Source organism: Kribbella deserti (assembly GCF_042434725.1).
GTDB lineage: Bacteria > Actinomycetota > Actinomycetes > Propionibacteriales > Kribbellaceae > Kribbella > Kribbella deserti.
In genome coordinates this window covers 115,963-137,203 of record NZ_JBHLTC010000041.1, presented here as the reverse complement: position 1 = coordinate 137,203, position 21,241 = coordinate 115,963, and the positions used below count along the sequence as shown (strand labels likewise).

The following is a 21,241-nucleotide window of genomic DNA, read 5'->3' as shown; positions in this document are numbered from 1 at the left end:
CGACCCGCTTCAGACCGGCACCTCGATCGCCGCGTCGAGGGCGATCGTGATCATCTCCGAGAAGGTGGTCTGCCGCTCTTCGGCGGAGGTCTCCTCCTTGGTGATCAGGTGGTCCGACACCGTCATGATGCCGAGCGCGCGACGGCCGAACTTGGCGGCCAGCGTGTACAGCGCGGAGGCCTCCATCTCGATCGCGAGCACGCCGTACTGCGCGGTGCGGTCGACCAGGTCTGGCCGGTCGTTGTAGAACAGGTCACCCGAGAAGACGCCACCGACGTGCACGTTCAGCCCGGCGGCCTCGGCGTTGTCGACGGCGGCACGCAGCAGCTTGTAGTCGGCCGTCGGCGCGTAGTCGATGCCGTGGAAGCGCAGCCGGTTCATCTGCGAGTCGGTGCTGGCCGACATCGCGATGATGACGTCGCGAATCCGCACGCTCTCGGAGATGGCACCACACGTGCCGACCCGGATCAGCGTCTGTACGTCGTACTCGGCGAAGAGTTCGTTGGCATAGATCGCGGCCGACGGCTGGCCCATGCCGGAGCCCTGCACGGAGATCCGCTCACCCTTGTAGGTGCCGGTGAACCCGAACATGTTGCGGATCTCGGTGTAGCAGGTGACGTCGGACAGATAGGTCTCGGCGATCCACTTGGCCCGCAGGGGATCCCCGGGGAACAGCACTCGCGGTGCGATCTGCCCCTTCGATGCGGCGATATGAACACTCATGCCGCGATGCTCTCACGGCAGGGGATACGTTGAGCTCGTGCCGTATTCGATCACCCCTTCCTGTCTTGCCCTGTCCCGATCCGTGCTCGACCGTGCGGCCGACCGCCGCCGCGACACCGCGTGGCTGAAGCAGGCCTGGGCCGCGCCGGACACCCAGGTCGCGCTGGTCGCCGGTGACCGGGTCGCGGTCAGCGCCGATCGCACCGCGCTGGCCTTCGTCAGCCCGGACGAGGCGCCCGCGGGGGAGCGCATCTTCCTCGGTATCGACCGGGAGGCCGGGGCCGGCCGGACCGCCGATGGCCGTGCGGTGTTCGGGATCATGATGGAACAGGCCATCGACGGTTTTGCGACGCTGCGCGAGGCCGGGGTCGTCCTGGACGATCGGGAGGCGGGAATCGCCGTCAACCTGGTCGGGCTGTCGAACTGGCACGGCACCCACCCGCACTGTGCCCGTTGCGGCGCGCGGACCGACATCGTGGACGCGGGCCACGTCCGGCGCTGCCCGGTCTGCGGCGCGAGCCACTTCCCGCGCAGCGATCCGGCGATCATCGTCCTGGTCACCGACGACCAGGACCGCGCGCTACTCGGCCGGGGCGAGAACTGGCCCGAAGGCCGGTATTCCACGCTGGCGGGATTCGTCGAGCCGGGGGAGAGCCTTGAGGCCGCCGTACGGCGCGAGGTGCTGGAGGAGTCCGGCGTGGTGATCGGGGACGACGTCCAGTACGCCGGGAGCCAGCCGTGGCCGATGCCGTCCAGCCTGATGCTCGGGTTCTACGCCGTGGCCACGGGTACGGCGATCGACGTCGACGATGACGAGATCGTCGACGCGCGCTGGTTCAGCCGGGAGGATCTGAAGGCGGCCGCCGACACCGGGGAGGTGGTCATCCCCGGCTCGGTCAGCATCTCGCGGCGGTTGATCGAGGGCTGGTACGGCGACGATCTGCCGGGCTCCTGGTAGATCAGGCCGCGAGCTTGCCGGCGATCTGCGCCAGGCTCGGGTTGGTCATCGCGGTGCCGTCGGGAAAGACCACGGTCGGCACGGTCTGATTGCCGTTGTTGACCTTCTCGACGATCTTCGCGGCTTCGGGCTGCTGCTCGATGTCGACCTCGGCGAACTCGATTCCAGCCCGCTTGAGCTGGCCCTTGAGGCGGTGGCAGTAACCACACCACGGGGTCGAGTACATCGTGAAGGCGGCCATCAAGGTCACTCCGTCTCTGAGCTGTCGGGCACTGTCGGTCGGCCCGTCTACTGTTGCTCTCGAAGTATCCGAACCAAGCCCCTGGTGGTGCTGTTCCCGTATGTCTCAGTCCGTGAGCGATCTCACACAGCTAGCCGCCGCCCAGTCGGCCGAAGCCCTGCTGGCGGCCCTCGACCCGGAGCAGCGCGCCGTCGCGATGGCGCTGCACGGGCCGGTCTGTGTGATGGCCGGCGCCGGTACGGGCAAGACCCGCGCGATCACCCACCGGATCGCGTACGGCGTGCGCACCGGGACGTTCGATCCGGCCCGGGTGCTCGCGGTGACGTTCACCCAGCGGGCCGCCGGTGAGATGCGCGGGCGGCTGGCCCAGCTCGGCGCCACCGGCGTGCAGGCCCGCACGTTCCACTCGGCGGCGCTGCGGCAGGCCCGGTTCTTCTGGCCGAAGGTGTTCGGCGGTGAGCTGCCGCCGATCATCGACCGGAAGTTCCCGCTGCTGACCGAGGCGGCCGCACGCTGCCGCGTCCGGGTGGACACGCCCGCGCTGCGCGACCTGGCCGGTGAGATCGAGTGGGCCAAGGTGAGCAACGTCCGGCCCGACGACTACGCGAAGGTGGCGCCCGCTTCGGCGCGATCGCTCGCCGCGTTCGATCCGCAGACGATCTCGCACATCTTCGCCGCCTATGAGGACGTGAAGCACGAGCGCGGCCGGATCGACCTGGAGGACGTGCTGCTCTGTGCGGTCGCCCTGCTCGCGGAGGACGAGCGGACCGCCGCCGAGGTGCGTAAGCAGTACCGCCACTTCGTCGTCGACGAGTACCAGGACGTCTCGCCGTTGCAGCAGACCCTGCTCGAGCTCTGGCTCGGCGGCCGCCAGGAGGTCTGCGTGGTCGGTGACCCGGCGCAGACCATCTACTCCTGGGCGGGCGCGGACCCGGCGAACCTGGTCCAGTTCGCCGCCCGTCATCCCGACGCCGCCGTGATCAAGCTGGTCCGCGACTACCGGTCCACCCCGCAGATCGTCGAGGTGGCCAACAAGGTGCTCGACGCCACCGGGGCCGCCGGTCTGCCCGGCCGGGTCGAGCTTCGCAGCCAGCGCGAGTCCGGGGCGGCGCCGACGTTCCGGGAGTTCTCCGACGAGGTGGCCGAGGCCGGCTCGATCGCCCGGACCATCGACCGCCTGCGCGACGGTGGCGTGCCGCTGCGCGAGATCGCCATCCTGTTCCGCATCAACGCCCAGTCGGAGAACTTCGAGCAGGCCCTCGCCGAGCGGCGTATCCCGGCCGTGCTGAAGGGCGCCGAGCGGTTCTTCGAGCGGGCCGAGATCCGCCAGGCCGCCGTACTGCTCCGGGGGCAGGCCAAGTCCGGCGACAACCGGGAGTCGTTGCCGGAGACCGTCAAGGCCGTGTTGAGCGGTGCCGGCTGGAGCGCCGAGCCGCCCGCCGGCGTCGGAGCGGTGCGGGATCGCTGGGAGTCCCTGGCGGCCCTGGTCACGATGACCGAGGACTTCGCCGCGCAGCACCCGGCCGCCGGGCTGGCCGAGCTGATGGCCGAGCTGGACCGGCGAGCCGCGATCCAGCACGCGCCGGTCGCCGAGGGCGTCACCCTGGCCACGCTGCACGCCGCGAAGGGCCTCGAATGGGGACACGTCTTCATCGTCGGGGCGCACGAGGGCACGCTGCCGATCAGCTACGCCCAGACACCGGCTCAGATCGAGGAAGAGCGGCGGCTGTTCTATGTCGGTGTCACCCGGGCGAAGGACGGGCTGTGCGTCAGCTGGTCTCTGTCGCGCTCACCGGGCGGCCGGGGCCAGCGCGGCCCGAGCCGGTTCCTGGATCCGATCGGCGTGCGCAGTTCACGGCAGGCCGCGAGTAACGAGCCGCGCTTCAACCGGGAGACCCGGGAGGCGAAAACCGTCGCGCACTGCCGGGTCTGCGGGCGCGGGCTGGTCGATCCCGCCGCGCGCAAGCTCGGTCGCTGCGAGGACTGCCCGTCGACGATCGACCAGGACCTGTTCGACCGGCTGCACGCCTGGCGGGCGGAGCGGGCCGAGGCGGATCGGGTGCCGGCGTTCGTCGTACTGACCGATGCCACACTCACGGCGGTCGCCGAGGCGCGCCCGAGCGACGAGCTGGCGCTGCTGCGGATCGCCGGCATCGGCCGCGTGAAGGTCGACAAGTACGGCGCGGACGTACTGCGAATCTGTTCGGTTTAATGCCTGTCGCGGTTGGCTTCCCGCCGATAGAGTGACCAGGCAACGATCGCCGAGCGTGCTCGCGCGGTTGCCCGAAAGGGCACTTGGAGGGCAGCTTCCGGACTTGGCCGGAAGTTCCCAATAAATAGTTTGCAGCCTGGTCGAGGGTCGGCGTAGTCTTCTTGCTGCGGCCACGTTCTGGCCGAAAACTTCATCCGAACCATAGCGACGAGCTTCACCGCCCGTTTGCCACAACGAGAGGAGGTGCCCCGGAAATGATCACTCTGAAGGACATGCAGATGACGACGAACGTTTGCTTTAACGATGCGTTGGTGAAGCACGCCCTGATCCTGGGCGCCGCCCCGTCGCGCCTGCGCGTCGCGACCGTTGTGAAGCCGCTTTTGCAGGACACCCAGGTTGTGGGTGCACCGATCACGGATGGCGGCTACGGCGGTCTGGGTTCTCGAGCATGGAGTCCACCGGTCTGACTTTCACAGTCAGCCGGCACCTCCAAGGCCGCGGAACCCGCTAAGGGTCCCGCGGCCCTTTTGTTTGTCGGCCACCATCCGGTGGTCGGTTCCGACGACAAGAGACAAGCAACAACAGCACGAAAGTCACTAGGAGGTGACCGGAATGAGTATCAGCTTCCTCGATGCGTTTACCGAGGTTGCAGCGTCGCAGGACCTGCCCTGTCGGTCCTACGCGCCGGAGCTCTTCTTCGCCGAATCCCCGGCGGACGTTGAGTACGCGAAGTCCCTCTGCACCACCTGCCCCTTGATGGAGCAGTGCCTGGCCGGAGCGCTCGAGCGTTCCGAGCCGTGGGGTGTCTGGGGTGGGCAGCTGTTCGTCCAGGGCGTGGTGGTTGCACGCAAGCGGCCGCGAGGCCGTCCACGTAAGAACGACATCGCCGCCGCCTAACCCATCCATCCGAAACGAGACGACTTCCGATGACGACTTTGAAGAACCAGATTCACCCCAGGAGAACTGAAATGCATTTACTTCAAGAAGATCTCGCGCGTGCCCACTGTCGGCAGGTGCTGATCGACGCCGAGCAGAGCCGCCGTATGCACCTGGCCAACCAGCTGGCCCGTGCCCAACGACAGCTCGACCGGGCCAGGCGACGCGCTGACCGCGCCTCCGCCAAAGCGAGGCTCGCAGTAGCCCGTCTGGTCTGATCCACCGGTACCCGCACAGGGTTCCGGCATTCATAACGAGTCCAAGGGGCGGCATCCCATCGGGGTGCCGCCCCTCGGCGTTGCCGCGCTCTACCGGGTGCAGAATGGATTCATGGAACAAGCGGTATGCGGGTTCTGCGGCCAGACCGCCGACGAATTCCCGCTCACCTGGATCGTCTCCGTCGAGAACGGCCGAAAGGTCGCCTACTGCGACCGCTGCGCCCGCGAAAACCTCCGCGCCATCGAAAGCAAACTAGACCCCGCCTGGTGGTAGGACCCGCCGTATGGCCGGCTGGGCCAACGCCGCGACAGAGGTCCCGGCGTTGGGCGGATCGGCCACTCGACGCAGGGCTGAGGTGGGTGCGGATCGCGACAGTGCTCCGGTGTTGGAGTGGTTAGTCCTGGAAGCCGGGGAGGAATTCTTCTAGGACGGAGCGGAAGGGGGCTTCGGCTTCCAGTTGGGAGAGCACGGCCACGCCGCCGATCCAGACTCGGTGGATGAGCAGGTACGAAGGTGGCAGGTTGAGCTTGAGCGCGAGGGCGGCGTTGGGGGAGCGGAAGTCGCTCGTCCGGTTGGCTTGTTCGCGCATCCAGGCGCGGTTGAACTGGAACACCTCGGCGCGGGCCGGTTCGGCGAAGGGCGCGAGGTAGTCGATCAGCTGCTGTGGGTCGACCTCCATCCGCGGCTTGATGAACCCGACCTCGCGCAGACCGGCCACCACCTGGTCACCGTCGCCCTGCAGCGAGATGCGCAGCAGGCTGCCGATCTCCGGCGGCAGGCCGTCGGGCAGGCGGGCGCAGAGGCCGAAGTCGACCACGCCGAGCCGCCCGTCCGCCATCACCCGGAAGTTGCCGGGATGCGGGTCGGAATGCAGCAGCCCGGCCAGCTTCGGCCCGCTGAACATGAACCGGACGTACTTCAGGCCGATCTCGTCGCGCTCCGCCTTCGTACCGTCGGCGATCACCCCGGACAGCGGAGCACCCTCGATCCACTCGCTGACGATGGCCTTCGGGGAGTGCTTGATCACCCGCGGTACGACGAACTCGGGGTGGTCCGCGAACGCGTTCGCATACGCCTGCTGGGCCTGGGCCTCGCGGTCGTAGTCGAGTTCCTCGCCGATGCGCTCCTGCAGTTCGGTGATGAGCGGTTTGATGTCCAGCCCGGGCACCCACGAGCCGAAGGTCCGGGCCACCCGGCCGAGCTGGCGCAGATCCGCGCGCAGGGCCTCGGCGGCACCCGGGTACTGCAGCTTGACCGCGACCTCACGGCCGTCCTTCAGTACGCCGCGGTGGACCTGGCCGATCGACGCCGCAGCGGCCGGGATGTCGTCGAACTCGCTGAACCGGTCGCGCCACTTGGAGCCCAGTTCGCGGGCGAGGATCGTGTGCACGGTCGCGGCCGGCATCGGGGGCGCCGAGTCCTGCAGCTTGGTCAGCGTGGCCCGGTACGGCGCCGCGAACTCCTCGGGCATCGCCGACTCCATCAGGCTCAGCATCTGCCCGAACTTCATCGCGCCGCCCTTGAGCTCACCCAGGACGGAGAACAGCTGATCGGCCGTGCGGCGCTGGAACTCGGCCATCACGGCCTCGGCCGGCGCACCGCCGATTCGCTTGCCCAGGCCGACGGTGGCACGTCCGGCCGCGCCGAGCGGTAGCGAGGCCAGTTTCGCGGTACGGCTCAGGGCTTTGCGGGGGAGGTCCGACACATCGTCCATTCTGACTCCCCACCCAAGCGGGGAACGAGGCAGGGGCGGCGGAGGGCCGGATCCCGGTCCTGCCGCCGCCCCTGTCAGCCGTGCGTCAGGCCTTACCGAGGATCCGGTTCAGGTTCGTACCGCACTCGGGGCACTTGGCCTTGGCCATGCGCGTGCCCTTGTCGTTGACCTTGACCTCGCCGTCGGCGGTGCGCTTGGCCTTGCACTTGACGCAGTAGAACTCGCCGCTCCAGGTCTCTGCCATGAGGGCCCTCTCCTTGCTCTGATACCAGCCGGGGCGCCAGGCCCCTGGCCGTTGTGGATGCTAACGGCAGACCGTCCTGCCGTAGGCCGTTCGGCCCAGTCGGGATTCACCCTACGGCAGGCGGGGAGCCGCTCAAGCGCAACCGAGGGCCTGCGTGCCGCGTGGCCTGCCGCGTGGAGCCGTCGAGCCGGCTCCCGGCGGGCCGCCTGGAAAGCGCTCGCCTTCCCCTGCGAACACCCCGCGCGGACCGGCCGGGAGCCTGCTCATCTCGACGCTAGGCAGCCGGACCCGCACAGGCAAGCCGAAGTTGTCCACCCCTGTGGATAACTCTGTGAACAAACTGTGCGCCGCGCCGCGTGTCGGTGTGGACGGGCAGGGGACGGCGCTGTGAACAAAAGGTGTCCAGATCTCGGCCAACAGGCCTCTGACCTGCGAAAACGTCTCTGCACAGGCTGGGGACGGAAAAAATCCGTCGACGCCGCGCGGTACCGTCGGCTCATGGCCGAATCTCCCCAGCTGCCGATCCCGCCGTATGTGGATATCCGGCGCAGCAAGCGGCGTAAGCGGACGGTGAGCGCCTACCGCGACGGCGAGCGCGTGGTCGTGCTGATGCCCGACCGGTTGTCCGCCGCGGAAGAGGCGCGCTGGGTGGAAACCATGCTGCAGCGGCTGGAGAAGCAGCGCAGCAGATCCCGCGTGTCGGACGAGAAATTGTTGGCCAGAGCGCGCGATCTGGCGTGTCGCCACCTGCCGGAGGCGCCCGAGCCGGCCTCCGTGCGCTGGGTCGGCAACCAGAACCGGCGCTGGGGCTCCTGTACGCCGGCCGACCGCTCGATCCGGCTCTCCAGCCGCCTGCAGACGATGCCGCAGTGGGTGATCGACTACGTGATCGTGCACGAGCTGGCCCATCTGCTGGAGCCCTCCCACTCGGCCCGGTTCTGGAAGCTGGTGCACCGCTACCCGAAGGCCGAGCGCGCCGAGGGCTACCTCGAAGGTGTCTCGGCGGCGGCCCATCTGGAGATGGAAGACGACCTGCCACCGGGCTAGCTCCCTCCTTGGGTGGGGTTTACCACCAGGGCAGAGGTGGGGTTTACCCCAGGGAAAGTGGGGTGCTTCCTGCATACCGCTGCCCTGTTCCGATGGCCAAGGCTTGAGCCCATGACCAGCGACCGGCGGAGGGGCCGGGCTGGCAGGGTGCGCCGAGGCCGGCGCGGAGGGGTAGGACCGATGTCGAAGTCCAGAACCGGGGGAGCACCAACAGTGCGGATCGCGCGCTGGAGTGCCACACATCCCTGGCGGGCGATCGCCGGTTGGCTCGTGTTCGTGGTGGCTTGTTTCGCGCTCGGCTCGGTGACGGGCGTGAACAAGGTCGAGAGCGGCGACGAGAACATCGGCGAGGTCAGCCGGGCGGACGCGATCTACGAGTCGGGCGATTTCAACGACCCGGACGTCGAGAGTGTGCTGATCACCTCGCCGTCGGGCCGGTTCGACCGGGCCGAGGCGGACAAGGCGGCGAAGGCCGTGACCCAGCGGATGAAGTCGCTGGACGGGGTGACCGAGGTGGCGCCCCCGATGCCGTCCCCTAAGGGTGATGCCCTGATCGTCCGGGTGACGCTCAAGGAGTCCGAGGCGGACTCCGCCGAGCGGGTGCAGCCGTTGCTCGACGCGACCGGCGCGGTGCAGGGCCAGTTCAAGGACCTCCGGGTCGAGCAGGTCGGCGGTGAGTCGATCGGCATGGCGCTGAACGAGACACTCGGCAAGGACTTCAAGCGGGCCGAGCTGTTCAGCCTGCCGGTGACCCTGATCATTTTGCTGGTCGCGTTCGGCGCACTGATCGCGGCGGCCGTGCCGGTGCTGCTCGCGCTGTCCGCGGTGGCAGCGGCGATCGGGTTGTCCACCGCCGCGTCCCACCTGGTGCCCGCAGTCGAGGCCGGTAACAGCGTCATTCTCTTGATCGGTATGGCGGTCGGCGTCGACTACTCGCTGTTCTACCTGCGCCGGGAGCGGGAGGAGCGGGCCCGCGGCCGGAACCACCTGGACGCGGTGGAGCTCGCCGCCGCCACCTCGGGTCACGCGGTCGTGGTGTCCGGTATCGCCGTCATCATCTCGATGGGTGGCCTGTTCCTGGCCCAGGACTCGACCTTCTCGTCCTTCGCGGTCGGCTCGATCCTGGTGGTCGCCGTCGCGGTGATCGGTTCGCTGACCGTGCTGCCCGCCATCCTGGGCAAGCTCGGTCGCTGGGTGGACCGCCCGCGCGTTCCGCTGCTGTGGCGCATCTCCGCCCGCAACGGCAAGCCCCGCTTCTGGCCGGCCGTGCTCAAGCCCGCGCTGAAGCACCCCGCCGCCACGCTGATGGTGTCGGTTGTCGCCCTGCTCGCGGTGGCCTCGCCCGCCCTGGGCATGACGCTGAAGTTCCCGGGCACGGAGGACCTGCCGCGCGACACCGCGGTGATGCAGGCCTACGACCGGCTGACCGCCCAGTTCCCCAGCACGGGAACGAGTCACCAGCTGGCCGTGCGCGCCCCGGCGGACCAGCAGCCGGCGGTCGCGGCGGCGCTGACCAGCCTGGTCAACCGCAGCAAGAGCAGCGGCCTGTTCGCTCAGGACGGCCTGTCCGAGCCACGCGTCTCCGCGGACAAAACCGTCACTGTGCTGGAGGTGGCCACGCCGTTCGACGGCGGCAGCCAGCAGTCCCGCGACGCCCTCGCGCTGTTGCGGTCCGAGCTGATGCCGCAAACCGTCGGCCAGGTGCCCGGCGCGACGTACGCCGTGGGTGGGTTCGTGGCGGCCGATGTCGACTACGCGGCCCACATCCGGTCGAAGCTGCCGCTGGTGATCGGGTTCGTGCTGCTGCTGACGTTTGTGGTGATGGTGGTGACGTTCCGGTCGGTGGTGGTCGCCGTCACCGCGATCGGGCTCAACCTGCTCTCGGCCGGCGCGGCGTACGGCGTGGTCACCGCGGTCTTCGAGGGGACCTGGGCCGAGGGCCTGCTGGACTTCCGGTCGAACGGCGCGGTCGTTTCGTGGCTGCCGCTGTTCCTGTTCGTGGTGTTGTTCGGGCTCTCGATGGACTACCACGTGTTCGTGGTGAGCCGGATCCGCGAGGCCGTGCTGCGGGGCATGCCGACCAAGCAGGCGGTCGCCGAGGGCATCACCGGTTCGGCGGGTGTGGTCACCAGCGCGGCGGCGGTGATGATCGGGGTGTTCGCGGTCTTCGCGACGCTGAGCACGCTCGACATGAAGCAGCTCGGCGTCGGCCTGGCCGCGGCGATCCTGATCGACGCCACGATCATCCGGGCGGTCGTGCTGCCGTCGGTGATGACGCTGCTCGGCGATGCGAACTGGTGGGCACCGAAGTTCCTCCGCCCGAAGGCAGCGCCGCGGCACGCGGCCGATGCGCACGAAACCGAGGCGCCGGAGGGGGAGCCGGAGCGCGAGCTGACCTCGGTTTGAGTCAGCGCCAGAACGTCCGAAGCACCTTGTGCGCTGGGGCCGCAAGGTGCTTCGGCACGTTCGGACCTCGAGCCAAGCTGTTCAGCTCGGTTGGAGGCGGATGGTCAGGCCCTTGGCGACCGGGGTCTTGCTGCCCTTGGCGAGATCGTCGGCCGACATCAGCACGTTCGTCTCCGGGTAGTACGCCGCCGCGCAGCCCCGGGCCGTCGGGTAGGACACGATCCGGAAGGCGTTCGCGCGGCGTTCCACCCCGGCGAACTCGCTCACGATGTCCACGGTCTGGCCGTCGCTGAGGCCGAGTTCCGCCAGGTCTTCGGGATTGACGAATACCACCTGCCGGGTGCCGTGCACGCCGCGATACCGGTCCTCGTACCCGTAGATCGTGGTGTTGAACTGGTCATGGCTGCGCATGGTCTGCAACAGCAGTCGCCCTGGCGGTACGTCGAGCCACCGCAGCTCGTTCGTACTGAACTGCGCGCGGGCATCCGACGTACGGAACTCGCGGCGGTCCCGCGCGGCGTGCGCCAGCAGGAACCCGCCCTTCACCGAGACGCGCTCGTCGTAGTTCTCGTAGCCGTCGGCCACCCGGCCGATGCGATGCCGGATGAGGCTGTAGTCCCGGGCGAAATCGGACCACGGGATCTCGCCCACCTCCGGCACGGTCGCCTCGGCGATACCGCACACGATCCCGATCTCGGAGCGCAGATCCGCGGCCGGCGGTTGCAGCTTCCCGGTGGACAGGTGGACCGCGCCTTGTGAGTCCTCGACGCTGACCGCCTGCACGCCCATCTCGGTGACATCCCGGTCGGTCCGGCCGAGCGTCGGCAGGATGAGCGCCTCCCGCCCGGTGACGGTGTGGGACCGGTTGAGCTTGGTCGATACCTGCACGGTCAGATCGCACTTGCGCAGGCCGGCGTGCACGACTGGGGTGTCGGGGGTCGCCATTGCGAAGTTGCCACCCATACCGACAAAAACCCGGACGCTGCCGTCGCGCAGCTTGTGCACGGTCTCGGCCGCGTCGACCCCGTGCTTGCGCGGCGCGATGAACGAGAACTCCGTTTCCAGCCGGTCGAGGAAGACGTCCGGCATCTTCTCCCAGATACCCATACTGCGATCGCCCTGCACGTTCGAGTGGCCGCGGACCGGGCACGGACCGGCGCCGGGTTTGCCGATATTGCCCTGCAGCAGCAGGACGTTGACGACCTCGGTGATGGTGGCGACCGCCTCGCGATGCTGGGTCAGGCCCATCGCCCAGGCGATCACCGTCGCCTTCGAGTCGATGAAGCGCCGCGCGAACCGCTCGATCTCGGCGCGGTTGAGACCGGTGGCCTGCTCGATCGTGGGCCAGTCCAGCTCGGCCACGTGCTCGGCGTACGCCTCGAAACCGCTGGTGTGATCCGCGATGAAGGCCTGGTCGACAACCGTGCCCGGCGCAGCCGCTTCCGCCTTCAGCAGCAGGTGGCCGACCGCCAGGAAGAGGGCTTGGTCGCCGCCGATGCGGATCTGCAGGTGCTGTTCGGCGAGCGGAGTGCCCTTGCCGACCCAGCCCGCGGCGCGCTGGGGGTTCTTGAAGTTCATCAGGCCTGGTTCGGGCAACGGGTTGACCGCCACGATGGTGGATCCGTTGCGCCGGGCAACTTCCAGGTGGCTGAGCATGCGCGGCGCGTTCGTGCCCGGGTTCTGCCCGACGACCACGATCAGTTCGGCCTCTTCGAGCATGTCGAGAGTGACCGCGCCCTTGCCGCTGCCGATGACCCGGGTGAGCGCCGTACCCGATGACTCGTGGCACATGTTCGAGCAGTCCGGCAGGTTGTTGGTGCCGTAGGCCCGCACGAACAGCTGGTAGAGAAAGGCCGCCTCGTTACTGGTTCGGCCTGACGTGTAGAACACCGCATCTTCGCGCCGTTCGAGGCCCTTGAGATGGCGGCCCACCACGCGGAAGGCCTCGTCCCAGCCGATCGGCTCGTAATGGGTGGCGCCCTCGCGCAAGTACATCGGCTCGGTGATCCGCCCGAGCCGGCCGAGTTCGTACTCGCTGATCTCGTTCAGCTGATCGATCGAGTGCTCCGCGAAAAACGATCGCGGCACGCGTTTGCGGGTGGCCTCCCAGGCGACGGCCTTGGCGCCGTTCTCGCAGAACTCCGCGTGGTGCTTGTCCTTGCCGTGGGGATCCGGCCAGGCGCATGACGGGCAGTCGAAGCCGCCGTCCTGGTTCAGCGCGGCGAAGACCCGGCCGGTACGGGCCACGCCCATCTCGCCCAAACCGTGCTTGAAGGACGAGACCACGGCCGGCGGACCGGCGGCCTTCCGCTTCGGTGGGTCGATGTCAACCATGCACCCAGCGTAGGTCGTCGGTCCGCCAGAAGCGGTTTACGGTGCGAACAGGAACGAGTCCACGTTCACGAAGTCGGACGGCTGTCCGCTGGTGAAGGTCAGATAGACGTCCTGCTTTCCGGTCAGTCCGCTCACGTTCGCGGGAACCGTTCGCCAGGTCTGCCAGCCGCCGGTGTTCGCCAGCGCGAAGGAGCCAGCCACCGCCGCGGTCGGGCTGCCGATCCGGACCTCGACCAGTCCGCTGACACCACCAGCCGCGCCACTGGCCACCTTGGCGCTGAACTGGCGTCCGGTCTGCGTACCGAAGTCGACTCCGCGATACAACGCCCAGTCGCCGTTGCGCAGTGCCGCGAGGTGCTGGCCGCCGTCACCACCCGAGTGGATCTCGACACCGTTGTGCTGGTCGAACGACTCCGCCTGGATCGCCGCGAAGGCGTTCCGGCTGGTGGGCGGAGGCGTCGTCGGTGGCGTGGTCGGTGGGGTCGTGGGCGGGGTGACACCCGTGCCGGCGTCCACGCCCGATCCCGACGGCCCGTTCCAGGCCGTGGATCCGGCCGGGACCGACAGGGAACCGCCGTCGCTGAAGTTGACCGTCACGGCGGCCGTGCCCGGGTTGTACGCGACGTACGTCTTGGCGCCGGCCTTGTTCAGTACGGCGTACGTCGGGGTGTTCGCCGTGACCGAGTGGTCGGGCGTTCCGAACCGGTTGAGCGAGGTGATCCAGTGGTACGTGTGGGCCCGGGATTCACCGGCCTCGGGTTCGATACCGCCGCCGTACAGGTTCTGCGCCTGAGCCGGATCCGCGATCGCCAGGTAGTTCCAGATGATGTCGCGCCACTCGGTCTCCGGACCGCCGTTGCTGGCACGCATCTCGTTGATGTTCTGGATGATGTCGCTCTTCCAGGCGCCGTGGTAGAGCGAACCACCGGTGATCGGCAGCATGTTGATGCCGTGGATCTCCTCCGGGTTGGCGGTCCACCAGGTGCCGTAGGTCGCGCCGCCACCCCAGACGATGCCGACGGTGTCGTGGCCGAAGGACGCCGGGAAGACCGAGTTGTCCTTGTCGAACCAGTACTGGCCGATCGCCTGCTGCTGGGTCGTGTAGAGGTAGATGCCGGAGTCGCGCAGCGCGGTGTCACCGACGGCCTGGCCGAACAGGATCGAGGCCGTCGCGTACATCATCGACTCCGAGGACGATTCCTCGTTGTTGCCGTGGGCAAAGCCCGCATGGCCCGAGGCCCAGCCCTGACCGGCGTACGCGTCGAAGCTGCGCAGGAACGGGAACTGGGTGTCGCCGCGTACGTGGCTGTTCGCGTCCCGGGCAAGCAGTTTGAGCATGCCGCCGTACCGCGAGTCGGAGGCCCAGGCTGGATCGTGCTGAGCGACTACCGAGGCCGCGAGCAGGAAGTAGCCGTAGTGGAAGTGGTGATCGTTCAGTTCCTGGTCGGACCCGAAACCGGCCGGGTAACCGATCAGAGTCGTCCAGGTCGAGTCGTACGCGAACATCCGGCTGGCCTCGCCATTACCGGCGGTGAGCCAGTCGGAAAGCCTGTCGCGCACCATGGTGATCAGGCGGTCCCGCCCTGCGGTGTAGCCGATCTGGTTCGCAACTCGGGCAAGAGCCGCCAGACGCCACATGGCCTTGCCAGTCCAGTAGGTGTCGGCTGCGCCCTTCCACGGGTCTGCCGCGTTCAACTCGGCGTCGATGTCGGCGCGAAGCCTGTTTGCGTCAGCCTGGTTCGAAAGCGGTAGAGCCGGCAGTACGCCGCTGAAGTTCGACCGCGTCGTAAACGCGCCTCCCTCGCGCAGGCGCATCTCCCCACGCGGCGAGTTGTACCGGTACGCCGTAGTCGGGTCAGTCGAGTTGAGCCACTGGTGCCGGTACAACGCCTGCAACGTGCCGGTCTGCGTTCCCTGCTTCGCAACAGTTGTTGCCGTGTAGGTGGACGAAATACGCGCGGCACCGGCGTCGTACGACCAGGACACCTTGGTATCGGTCACGAAGGAGTACGCGTACTTCTGGAACAACGGAAGCGCGTCCCGCGACGGAAGCAGTGCCACCGAGTAGAAGCCGGCCGGGGCCGTGGCCTCGGAAGTACCGTTCAGGGCCCAGTTCACCCCGCTAGGTGCGAACAGGGCGTACTCGTGGCCGTTGATCGTCACGCCGAGGGTGTTACCGGTATTGCTCCACACCGTGGTGGGACCGTTGAACCCGACGCGGGCGTTGCCGCCGGTGACCTCGGCGTACACGAAGGGCAGACCGTGGCCGATCGTCGTGCGCAGTGTGCGCGCGCCATCGCTCCAGTACGGGGTGACGGTCCAGTCGGACCAGCCGTCGACCTTGGTATCGGGGGAGTTCAGCCCGCTGATACCGACAAAGAGGTCGTCCTTGTGCAGCATCTCGTACATCCGGCCGTCCGGCGTGATGGTCGCGGTGTTGGGATAACCGACGCCCAGGCCTTGCGAATACGCGTGATAAGTCATCGGATGGCCGTACAGATTCTCGGAGTACGGATTGCCGGGGTAGCGCTTCCAGATCAGCGAGGACCACCACTCGTTTGTCGGCACGGGCTTGCCGGCCATCCGGGCGGTGACCTTCGGAGCGACGGGGGCGCCGTTCTGATCGGTCGGGCCGTTGGTACCGGCGGGCCGGCTGGTGGCGTAACTACCGGAGCCAACCGGTACGGCGCTGGCGGCGGTCGGCAGGACGAGGGGGATCGCCAGAACGGTCGCGAGAGCACCTGCGATCAGGGCCATTCGCTGGTTCGAGCGGGGGATACGGGAGCGCACAGAACACCTCCAGGGCGGCGGAGTTGAAGAGAAGTCAGTGAGAGCGCTCTCACATGTGCACGAAAGGTAACCCGCCTGTAGCAACCTGTCCATAGCTCTGTGCTAGAAGGCCTTGGTTCCGCAACAGATCGGAGCGGACGGCAACTAGTTGGGCCGGCTCCGGGCGTAGCTCGTCAGGTGCACCACGCTGGTGAAGCCCACTCGGTGGTACATCGCGATGGCGGCGCTGCGGCCTCGATCGTCGTCCGCCGCCAGGTTGTGGTCGTCGACGTGACAGACGAGTTGATCGGCTCCAAGCGTCCGGGCGTACTGCAGGCAGGCGTGCAGCAGCCGTCGGCCCAGTCCGTGTCGGCGGTGCTCAGGTTCTACGCCGATCCAATGCAGTACGGCGTGCCGGGGATACGGCAACGACAAGGTGGCGTCGGCAAGGGTGGCCCCGGTCGGCCCAACCACCTTGAGTTGGTGGAGTCCGTCGTAGAGTTCGTAGCGGATTCCCTCGTCTCGTCTGGCTGTAGCCGAAGGCAACCGCCTGTGCAGGTATCGCCCGCACGGGCGGCTCGTGAACCCCCGGCTCAGCAAGGCCCCGGCGGTCACTGGACGGCGAAGCGCGGCAAGTCCCGGTACGGCGAGCGGGTCGAGCACTGTCGGCAGGTCGAAGGCCTCGACCACCGAACAGTCGGCCAGTTGGTGCAGAGCGTGGTCGAGCAGCCTGCCGATGATGCCGGGCTGTTCCATGCCGTGCAGCCACAGGATCAGGCCGGTGTCCTCGCTGCGGCGACGGGCGTACGCCACCAGGCCCTTGATGCCGTCGTTGCCGACCACATCGATACAGGTGTCGAGATCGTTGCGGCCAAGGGGATCCGGATCGACCCGGCCCACCAGGGCGTCGAACAGCGACTGCACCGTGCAGGGTGGTTGCCCGGGCAAACCGTCGGTGTTGATCAGGCCGGCCGCGGCCGCGAGATGCCCCACCACCATCCGCCGGACGAAGAGCTGACCGCGTGCCGTGACCGTCACCGTTCCTCCCCAGAATCGAGCGGTGGACGGGAAAACCCTAGGGTCTACACGACGGGCATGGATGTCTTCTTAACGACATTGGCGTCAATTGGCTATCGCGTCCGGGCCTAGCGGGACTACCGTCCAGACATGAGTCATCTGCTCGAGCCGGTCGGTCTTTCGCAGGCCGACAGTGAGATCTACCTGCGTTTGCTCGGCCAGGGCGCCAGTACGGCGGCGGACCTGTCGGAGCAGACGCGGGTGCCGGTCGCCCGGCTGCGGCGTAGCCTGCAGCGGCTCACCGAGGCGGGCCTGGTGAACCGGATCGTGGGCTCACCGCCGCGCTACGTGCCGACGCCGCCCGAGGTGGCCGTCGACGCACTCGTGCTGCACCGCCAGCAGACCCTGGACGAGCTACGGGCCCGCGCCCGCGACCTGGCCCTGCACCTGCACAACGAGCCGACCCGGCCGGCCGAACTGGTCGAGCTGATCGAGGGGCACGACGCCCTCTTCAGCACCCTGACCCGGTTGGAGCTCGGGGCCCGCGACGAGGTGGTGATGATCGACGCGCCGCCGTACATCAACTCCTCGGTGGACCTGAACGAGCGCGAGATCAAGGCGCTCGAACGCGGCGTGGCCTACCGCTGCATCTACCACGCGCCGATCCTGACCCAGTCCGATCGCATCTATCACCTGGCGAAGTACCTGGCGGCCGGGGAGAAGGCACGCGTGCTGCCGGAGATCCGGATGAAGATGATGATCGCGGACCGCCGCCGGGCGCTGATCCCGCTGAGCTTCCAGGGTGCGCAGCAGTCGACTCATCTGCTGGTCCATCCTTCGCCGCTGCTCGACGCGTTGATCATGTGCTTCGAGAGCTTGTGGGAGCGCGCCACCCCGATGTCGTCCGAGGGAGCCGTGCTGACCACGCCCGAGCGGATCGACGACCGGGACCGGGCGATTCTGCGGCTGCTCGCGGCCGGCCAGAAGGACGCGTCGATCGGCCGGGCCATCGGCGTCACGCAGCGCACGGTGGTCCGCCGGATCGCCGAGCTGATGCGCACGCTGGACGCCGATACCCGCTTCCAGGCCGGTGTGCAGGCGGCCCGTCGCGGCTGGCTGTAGCGCACCGAAGGCCGGGCGCAATCGGGTGTCCGGCCGACAGCTGTCGGGTGAATGGCGGACATCTGTCGTCCGTTCACCCGCTGTGACGATCGCCGCGCAGGGACCAATCTGGGTCAGGCGAAGCGACACCGACCGTGACGAAGGGTGCTCGTTCCGCTGATCTCCGTGGGGTCCGGGATCAGTGGGAGGTTCCGGCCCGAATGCCGCTTCGCAGTCAGGTGGACCCTGTCTCCGGCTGGACCGGAGCATCTGCGAAGGACGGACCATGATCGAGCGCATCCGCGCGAAACACACCGAGGCCAGGCGCAACCAAGCCGGCTTCACCCTGATCGAACTGCTGGTTGTCATCGTCATCCTGGGCGTGCTGTCCGGGATCGTGGTATTCGCCGTCGGCGGCATCCAGGACCGCGGCAACACGGCCGCCTGTAAGACCGACAAGAAGACGGTGCAGGTCGCGGTCGAGGCCTACTTCGCGAAGACCGGCGCGTATCCGGACGCCGGCGCGGCCGGCTGGACCCAGCTCACCTCCGGCCTCAACCAGCTGCTGCGGGAACAACCCTCCGGCTCCGGTTACGTCATCGTGCTCGGCGCGAACGGCGCGGTCACCGCGACCGGCGCCTGCACCTGAGCATGGAAATCCCGGTTCGCGGCAGCAGGGTGGACCTGCTGCTGGAGGAACTCTGGAACGCGGGCGGTACGGATCTGCTGCTGACCGTCGGCATGAAGCCGCAGATCCGGGTGCACGGCGATCTGCGGCCGGTCCGCCACGCCGAGGCGCTGACCCGCAAGGACACCGACGCCATGCTGGCCGAGGTACTGCACCCGCATCGCTCGAACGTGTGGCAGACGACCTACGAGCACGATTTCTCGTTCTCCTGGCGCAACGACGCCCGGATCCGGGCGAACGCGTTCACGCAGCGCGGGGACACCGCCATCGCGCTGCGCATCATTCCGCGCAACATCCCGACCATGTCCGAACTGGGCCTGCCGAAGACGCTGCACCGGTTCACCGAGCTGCACCAAGGCCTGGTGCTGGTGACCGGCCCGACCGGCTCCGGCAAGTCGACCACGCTGGCCTCGCTGATCCACCAGATCAACACCGAGCGGGCCTGCCACATCATCACCATCGAGGACCCGATCGAGTATGTGCACGAGCACCGCCGGTCGGCCGTCAACCAGCGGGAGGTGGGCAGCGACACCGCGTCGTTCCCCGACGCCCTGCGGGCCGCGCTGCGGGAGGACCCGGATGTGCTGCTGGTGGGGGAGATGCGGGATCTGGAGTCGATCCGGTTCGCGCTGACGATCGCGGAGACCGGCCACCTGGTCTTCGCGACCCTGCACACCAACGACACCGCGCAGTCGCTGGCCCGGATCGTCGACGTGTTCCCGCCGGAACAGCAGTCGCAGGTTCGGGTGCAGCTCGCGGCGGCGCTGAGCGGGGTGGTCTACCAGCGATTGCTGCCGCGTACGACGGGTGGGCTGGTGGCCGCGTTCGAGGTGATGCTGGCGAACGCCGCCGTGCGCAACCTGATCAAGGAGGGTAAAACGCACCAGCTGCGCAACGCCTTGGTGACCGGCCGCCGCGAAGGCATGATCACGCTCGAGCAGTCGTTGTCCGGGCTGGTCCAGGCCGGTGACGTGACGTATGCCGACGCGATCGGGCGCAGCCTCTATCCGAAGGAGATCGAGACCCGCGCGCGGGGCCGGGCGGTTGTGCCGATATGAAGCACCGTGGTCGTCACCTCACACCCGAGGACCTGCGGATCGAGCGTCACCGCGCCCGTCGTACGGCGGAACGGCTCGGGCTGCCGACCGCGGACCTTCGATCGGTCACCCCGGCGCCGGAGGCGACGGCCCTGATCGGTGAGGCCGTCGCCCGGGCGCTGACCGCGATTCCGCTGGAGATCCGGGACGACGCGGTGGTGGTCGCGGTCGCCGATCCGTCGGTGGGCTCCGAGGTGGCGACCGCGATCGGCCGGCCCGTGCTGCTCGCGGTCGCGTCGGCGCCGGACATCCGGCAGGCGATCGGCAACGCTTTCCGGGCCTTGTCGGAGGTGGACTCGCGGGTTCGCCAGTTCGAGGCGACGGCGCGTAAGGAGACCCGGGCGCCGGCGCCGATCGCGAACGAGGGCGCGCCGGTTGTCCAGGTGGTCCAGCTGATCATCACCCAGGGCCTGCGCGACCGGGCCTCGGACATTCACATCGAGCCGCACGACGACCGGGTCCGGGTGCGATTCCGGGTGGACGGCGCGTTGCGCGACCAGCTCGAACTGCCCGGGTCGATCGGGCCCGCGGTGGTGAGCCGGATCAAGGTGCTGGCGAATCTCAACATCGTCGAACGGCGTCGTGCCCAGGACGGCCAGATCCGGATGGAGATCGAGAATCGCTCGGTCGATATCCGGGTCTCGACCGCCGCCGTGGTCGGAGGCGAGAAGGTGGTGCTCCGGCTGCTCGACCGGAGCCGGCCGTTGTACCGGCTGGAACAGCTTGGCATGCCCCCGGACCTGGCCAACCGGTATTCGGGCCTGCTGCGAACGCCGTACGGCATGGTGATCTGCGCGGGTCCGACCGGCAGCGGCAAGACCACCACGTTGTACGGCTCGCTGGGGGAGCTGGACACTCCCGAGCGCAACATCATGACGATCGAGGACCCGGTCGAGTACTCGTACTCCTCGATCAACCAGATCCAGATCAACGAGGCGGCGGGCATCACCTTCGCCGGTGGGCTGCGGTCGATCCTGCGGCAGGACCCGGACATCATCTTGGTGGGCGAGGTACGGGACGTCGAAACGGCCCGCATCGCCGTACAGGCCGCGCTGACCGGGCACTTCGTGCTCTCGTCGTTGCACGCCACCGACGCGGCCACCGCGTTGTACCGCCTGCTGGACATGGGCATCGAGAGTTTCCTGGTCGCGTCGTCGGTGCTGGCGGTGATGTCGCAACGGCTGGTTCGTCGGGTCTGCCCGGACTGCCGCGAGTACTACGAACCGCCGCCCGAGGAGATCGCGTTTCTGCGCGACGCCGGCGGCGAAGTCCCGATCGAAGGGCTGGTCCGCGGCGCCGGGTGCAACTTCTGCGCGCAGACGGGCTACCTGGAACGGACCGGCGTGTACGAGCTGATGCCGGTCACCGACGCGATCCGCGAACTCGTGGTGCATCGCGCGCCGCATGACGAGATCCGCAAGACCGCCCGGTACGAGGGCATGCGGACCTTGCCCGAAGAGGCCGCCCGGTTGATCCAGTCCGGCGTGACCACCGTGGCCGAGGTCGTGCGATCGATCTACCTGGCAGGGAGCTGA

19 protein-coding genes are annotated in these 21,241 nt (G+C 68.3%); 12 read left to right on the top strand and 7 right to left on the bottom strand.

The features are described 5' to 3' along the window. Positions 1–9: 9 nt before the first annotated feature. Positions 10–723, bottom strand: coding sequence for a purine-nucleoside phosphorylase (gene deoD, locus ACFFGN_RS33665; RefSeq protein ID WP_380056479.1), 714 nt, complete (start codon positions 721–723; stop codon positions 10–12). 37 nt (positions 724–760) lie between these two features. Here deoD and nudC point away from each other — a divergent pair, with 37 nt between their 5' ends. After that, positions 761–1,681: an NAD(+) diphosphatase gene (gene nudC, locus ACFFGN_RS33660; RefSeq protein ID WP_380056476.1), complete on the top strand. Its 921-nt coding sequence runs from the start codon at positions 761–763 to the stop codon at positions 1,679–1,681. A 1-nt stretch (position 1,682) separates the two neighbouring features. On the opposite strand, the gene ACFFGN_RS33655 is transcribed toward nudC, so the two are convergent. Then, a complete protein-coding gene (locus ACFFGN_RS33655) occupies positions 1,683–1,922 on the bottom strand; it encodes a mycoredoxin (RefSeq protein ID WP_380056474.1) in 240 nt (79 codons plus the stop codon). A gap of 100 nt (positions 1,923–2,022) precedes the next feature. Between ACFFGN_RS33655 and ACFFGN_RS33650 the strand changes: the two genes are divergently transcribed. The 5 genes from ACFFGN_RS33650 to ACFFGN_RS33630 all read left to right on the top strand — a co-directional run bounded on the left by ACFFGN_RS33650 (position 2,023) and on the right by ACFFGN_RS33630 (position 5,562). Then, positions 2,023–4,134 (top strand): ATP-dependent DNA helicase UvrD2, encoded by a 2,112-nt coding sequence (locus ACFFGN_RS33650; protein ID WP_380056471.1) that lies wholly within the window; start codon positions 2,023–2,025, stop codon positions 4,132–4,134. Between the two features lie 254 nt (positions 4,135–4,388). Next, on the top strand, positions 4,389–4,601 hold the full coding sequence (locus ACFFGN_RS33645; RefSeq protein ID WP_380056468.1) for a hypothetical protein: 213 nt from the start codon (positions 4,389–4,391) through the stop codon (positions 4,599–4,601). A gap of 145 nt (positions 4,602–4,746) precedes the next feature. Beyond that, positions 4,747–5,031 (top strand): WhiB family transcriptional regulator, encoded by a 285-nt coding sequence (locus tag ACFFGN_RS33640; RefSeq protein ID WP_380056465.1) that lies wholly within the window; start codon positions 4,747–4,749, stop codon positions 5,029–5,031. 29 nt (positions 5,032–5,060) lie between these two features. Next, entirely contained in the window at positions 5,061–5,288 is a 228-nt protein-coding gene (locus ACFFGN_RS33635) for a putative WhiB-interacting protein (RefSeq protein ID WP_380056462.1), read from the top strand. Between the two features lie 112 nt (positions 5,289–5,400). Then, the gene (locus ACFFGN_RS33630; RefSeq protein WP_380056459.1) at positions 5,401–5,562 is read left to right on the top strand and encodes a hypothetical protein; all 162 of its coding nucleotides are present in this window, start codon (positions 5,401–5,403) and stop codon (positions 5,560–5,562) included. A gap of 121 nt (positions 5,563–5,683) precedes the next feature. Here the strand turns inward: ACFFGN_RS33630 and ACFFGN_RS33625 are convergent, their stop codons facing one another. Both ACFFGN_RS33625 and ACFFGN_RS33620 read right to left on the bottom strand, forming a co-directional pair. Further along, positions 5,684–7,003: an ABC1 kinase family protein gene (locus tag ACFFGN_RS33625; RefSeq protein WP_380056457.1), complete on the bottom strand. Its 1,320-nt coding sequence runs from the start codon at positions 7,001–7,003 to the stop codon at positions 5,684–5,686. An 85-nt stretch (positions 7,004–7,088) separates the two neighbouring features. Further along, complete coding sequence (locus ACFFGN_RS33620; RefSeq protein ID WP_012922897.1) at positions 7,089–7,247, bottom strand: DUF5679 domain-containing protein; 159 nt, start codon at positions 7,245–7,247, stop codon at positions 7,089–7,091. A gap of 498 nt (positions 7,248–7,745) precedes the next feature. Between ACFFGN_RS33620 and ACFFGN_RS33615 the strand changes: the two genes are divergently transcribed. Beyond that, positions 7,746–8,294 (top strand): M48 family metallopeptidase, encoded by a 549-nt coding sequence (locus ACFFGN_RS33615; RefSeq protein ID WP_380056452.1) that lies wholly within the window; start codon positions 7,746–7,748, stop codon positions 8,292–8,294. Positions 8,295–8,474: 180 nt separating this feature from the next. Beyond that, positions 8,475–10,700, top strand: coding sequence for an MMPL family transporter (locus ACFFGN_RS33610; protein ID WP_380056449.1), 2,226 nt, complete (start codon positions 8,475–8,477; stop codon positions 10,698–10,700). Between the two features lie 81 nt (positions 10,701–10,781). Here ACFFGN_RS33610 and ACFFGN_RS33605 read toward each other — a convergent pair whose 3' ends face one another. From ACFFGN_RS33605 to ACFFGN_RS33595, 3 genes are all read right to left on the bottom strand, one after another. Then, entirely contained in the window at positions 10,782–13,034 is a 2,253-nt protein-coding gene (locus ACFFGN_RS33605) for an FdhF/YdeP family oxidoreductase (RefSeq protein ID WP_380056446.1), read from the bottom strand. Positions 13,035–13,070: 36 nt separating this feature from the next. After that, on the bottom strand, positions 13,071–15,824 hold the full coding sequence (locus tag ACFFGN_RS33600) for a glycosyl hydrolase (protein WP_380056443.1): 2,754 nt from the start codon (positions 15,822–15,824) through the stop codon (positions 13,071–13,073). A 144-nt stretch (positions 15,825–15,968) separates the two neighbouring features. Beyond that, positions 15,969–16,841 carry a GNAT family N-acetyltransferase gene (locus tag ACFFGN_RS33595; RefSeq protein ID WP_380056440.1) on the bottom strand — a complete coding sequence of 291 codons (873 nt, stop codon included), beginning with the start codon at positions 16,839–16,841 and terminating at the stop codon, positions 15,969–15,971. A gap of 129 nt (positions 16,842–16,970) precedes the next feature. Between ACFFGN_RS33595 and ACFFGN_RS33590 the strand changes: the two genes are divergently transcribed. The 4 genes from ACFFGN_RS33590 to ACFFGN_RS33575 all read left to right on the top strand — a co-directional run bounded on the left by ACFFGN_RS33590 (position 16,971) and on the right by ACFFGN_RS33575 (position 21,241). Then, on the top strand, positions 16,971–17,942 hold the full coding sequence (locus ACFFGN_RS33590) for a helix-turn-helix domain-containing protein (RefSeq protein ID WP_380056437.1): 972 nt from the start codon (positions 16,971–16,973) through the stop codon (positions 17,940–17,942). A gap of 265 nt (positions 17,943–18,207) precedes the next feature. Beyond that, a complete protein-coding gene (locus ACFFGN_RS33585; protein ID WP_380056434.1) occupies positions 18,208–18,570 on the top strand; it encodes a type II secretion system protein in 363 nt (120 codons plus the stop codon). Positions 18,571–18,572: 2 nt separating this feature from the next. Continuing rightward, complete coding sequence (locus ACFFGN_RS33580; RefSeq protein WP_380056431.1) at positions 18,573–19,667, top strand: type IV pilus twitching motility protein PilT; 1,095 nt, start codon at positions 18,573–18,575, stop codon at positions 19,665–19,667. Beyond that, positions 19,664–21,241: a GspE/PulE family protein gene (locus ACFFGN_RS33575; protein WP_380056429.1), complete on the top strand. Its 1,578-nt coding sequence runs from the start codon at positions 19,664–19,666 to the stop codon at positions 21,239–21,241. Before ACFFGN_RS33580 ends, ACFFGN_RS33575 begins: the two co-directional genes overlap by 4 nt.

What these genes read in the sequence shown, in the direction of transcription:
- deoD (WP_380056479.1), bottom strand. Translation starts at nt 723, where the DNA reads ATGAGTGTTCATATCGCCGCATCGAAGGGGCAGATCGCACCGCGAGTG.
- ACFFGN_RS33655 (WP_380056474.1), bottom strand. Translation starts at nt 1,922, where the DNA reads ATGGCCGCCTTCACGATGTACTCGACCCCGTGGTGTGGTTACTGCCAC.
- ACFFGN_RS33650 (WP_380056471.1), top strand. Translation starts at nt 2,023, where the DNA reads ATGTCTCAGTCCGTGAGCGATCTCACACAGCTAGCCGCCGCCCAGTCG.
- ACFFGN_RS33645 (WP_380056468.1), top strand. Translation starts at nt 4,389, where the DNA reads ATGATCACTCTGAAGGACATGCAGATGACGACGAACGTTTGCTTTAAC.
- ACFFGN_RS33640 (WP_380056465.1), top strand. Translation starts at nt 4,747, where the DNA reads ATGAGTATCAGCTTCCTCGATGCGTTTACCGAGGTTGCAGCGTCGCAG.
- ACFFGN_RS33635 (WP_380056462.1), top strand. Translation starts at nt 5,061, where the DNA reads ATGACGACTTTGAAGAACCAGATTCACCCCAGGAGAACTGAAATGCAT.
- ACFFGN_RS33630 (WP_380056459.1), top strand. Translation starts at nt 5,401, where the DNA reads ATGGAACAAGCGGTATGCGGGTTCTGCGGCCAGACCGCCGACGAATTC.
- ACFFGN_RS33625 (WP_380056457.1), bottom strand. Translation starts at nt 7,003, where the DNA reads ATGGACGATGTGTCGGACCTCCCCCGCAAAGCCCTGAGCCGTACCGCG.
- ACFFGN_RS33620 (WP_012922897.1), bottom strand. Translation starts at nt 7,247, where the DNA reads ATGGCAGAGACCTGGAGCGGCGAGTTCTACTGCGTCAAGTGCAAGGCC.
- ACFFGN_RS33615 (WP_380056452.1), top strand. Translation starts at nt 7,746, where the DNA reads ATGGCCGAATCTCCCCAGCTGCCGATCCCGCCGTATGTGGATATCCGG.
- ACFFGN_RS33610 (WP_380056449.1), top strand. Translation starts at nt 8,475, where the DNA reads ATGTCGAAGTCCAGAACCGGGGGAGCACCAACAGTGCGGATCGCGCGC.
- ACFFGN_RS33605 (WP_380056446.1), bottom strand. Translation starts at nt 13,034, where the DNA reads ATGGTTGACATCGACCCACCGAAGCGGAAGGCCGCCGGTCCGCCGGCC.
- ACFFGN_RS33590 (WP_380056437.1), top strand. Translation starts at nt 16,971, where the DNA reads ATGAGTCATCTGCTCGAGCCGGTCGGTCTTTCGCAGGCCGACAGTGAG.
- ACFFGN_RS33585 (WP_380056434.1), top strand. Translation starts at nt 18,208, where the DNA reads ATGATCGAGCGCATCCGCGCGAAACACACCGAGGCCAGGCGCAACCAA.
- ACFFGN_RS33580 (WP_380056431.1), top strand. Translation starts at nt 18,573, where the DNA reads ATGGAAATCCCGGTTCGCGGCAGCAGGGTGGACCTGCTGCTGGAGGAA.
- ACFFGN_RS33575 (WP_380056429.1), top strand. Translation starts at nt 19,664, where the DNA reads ATGAAGCACCGTGGTCGTCACCTCACACCCGAGGACCTGCGGATCGAG.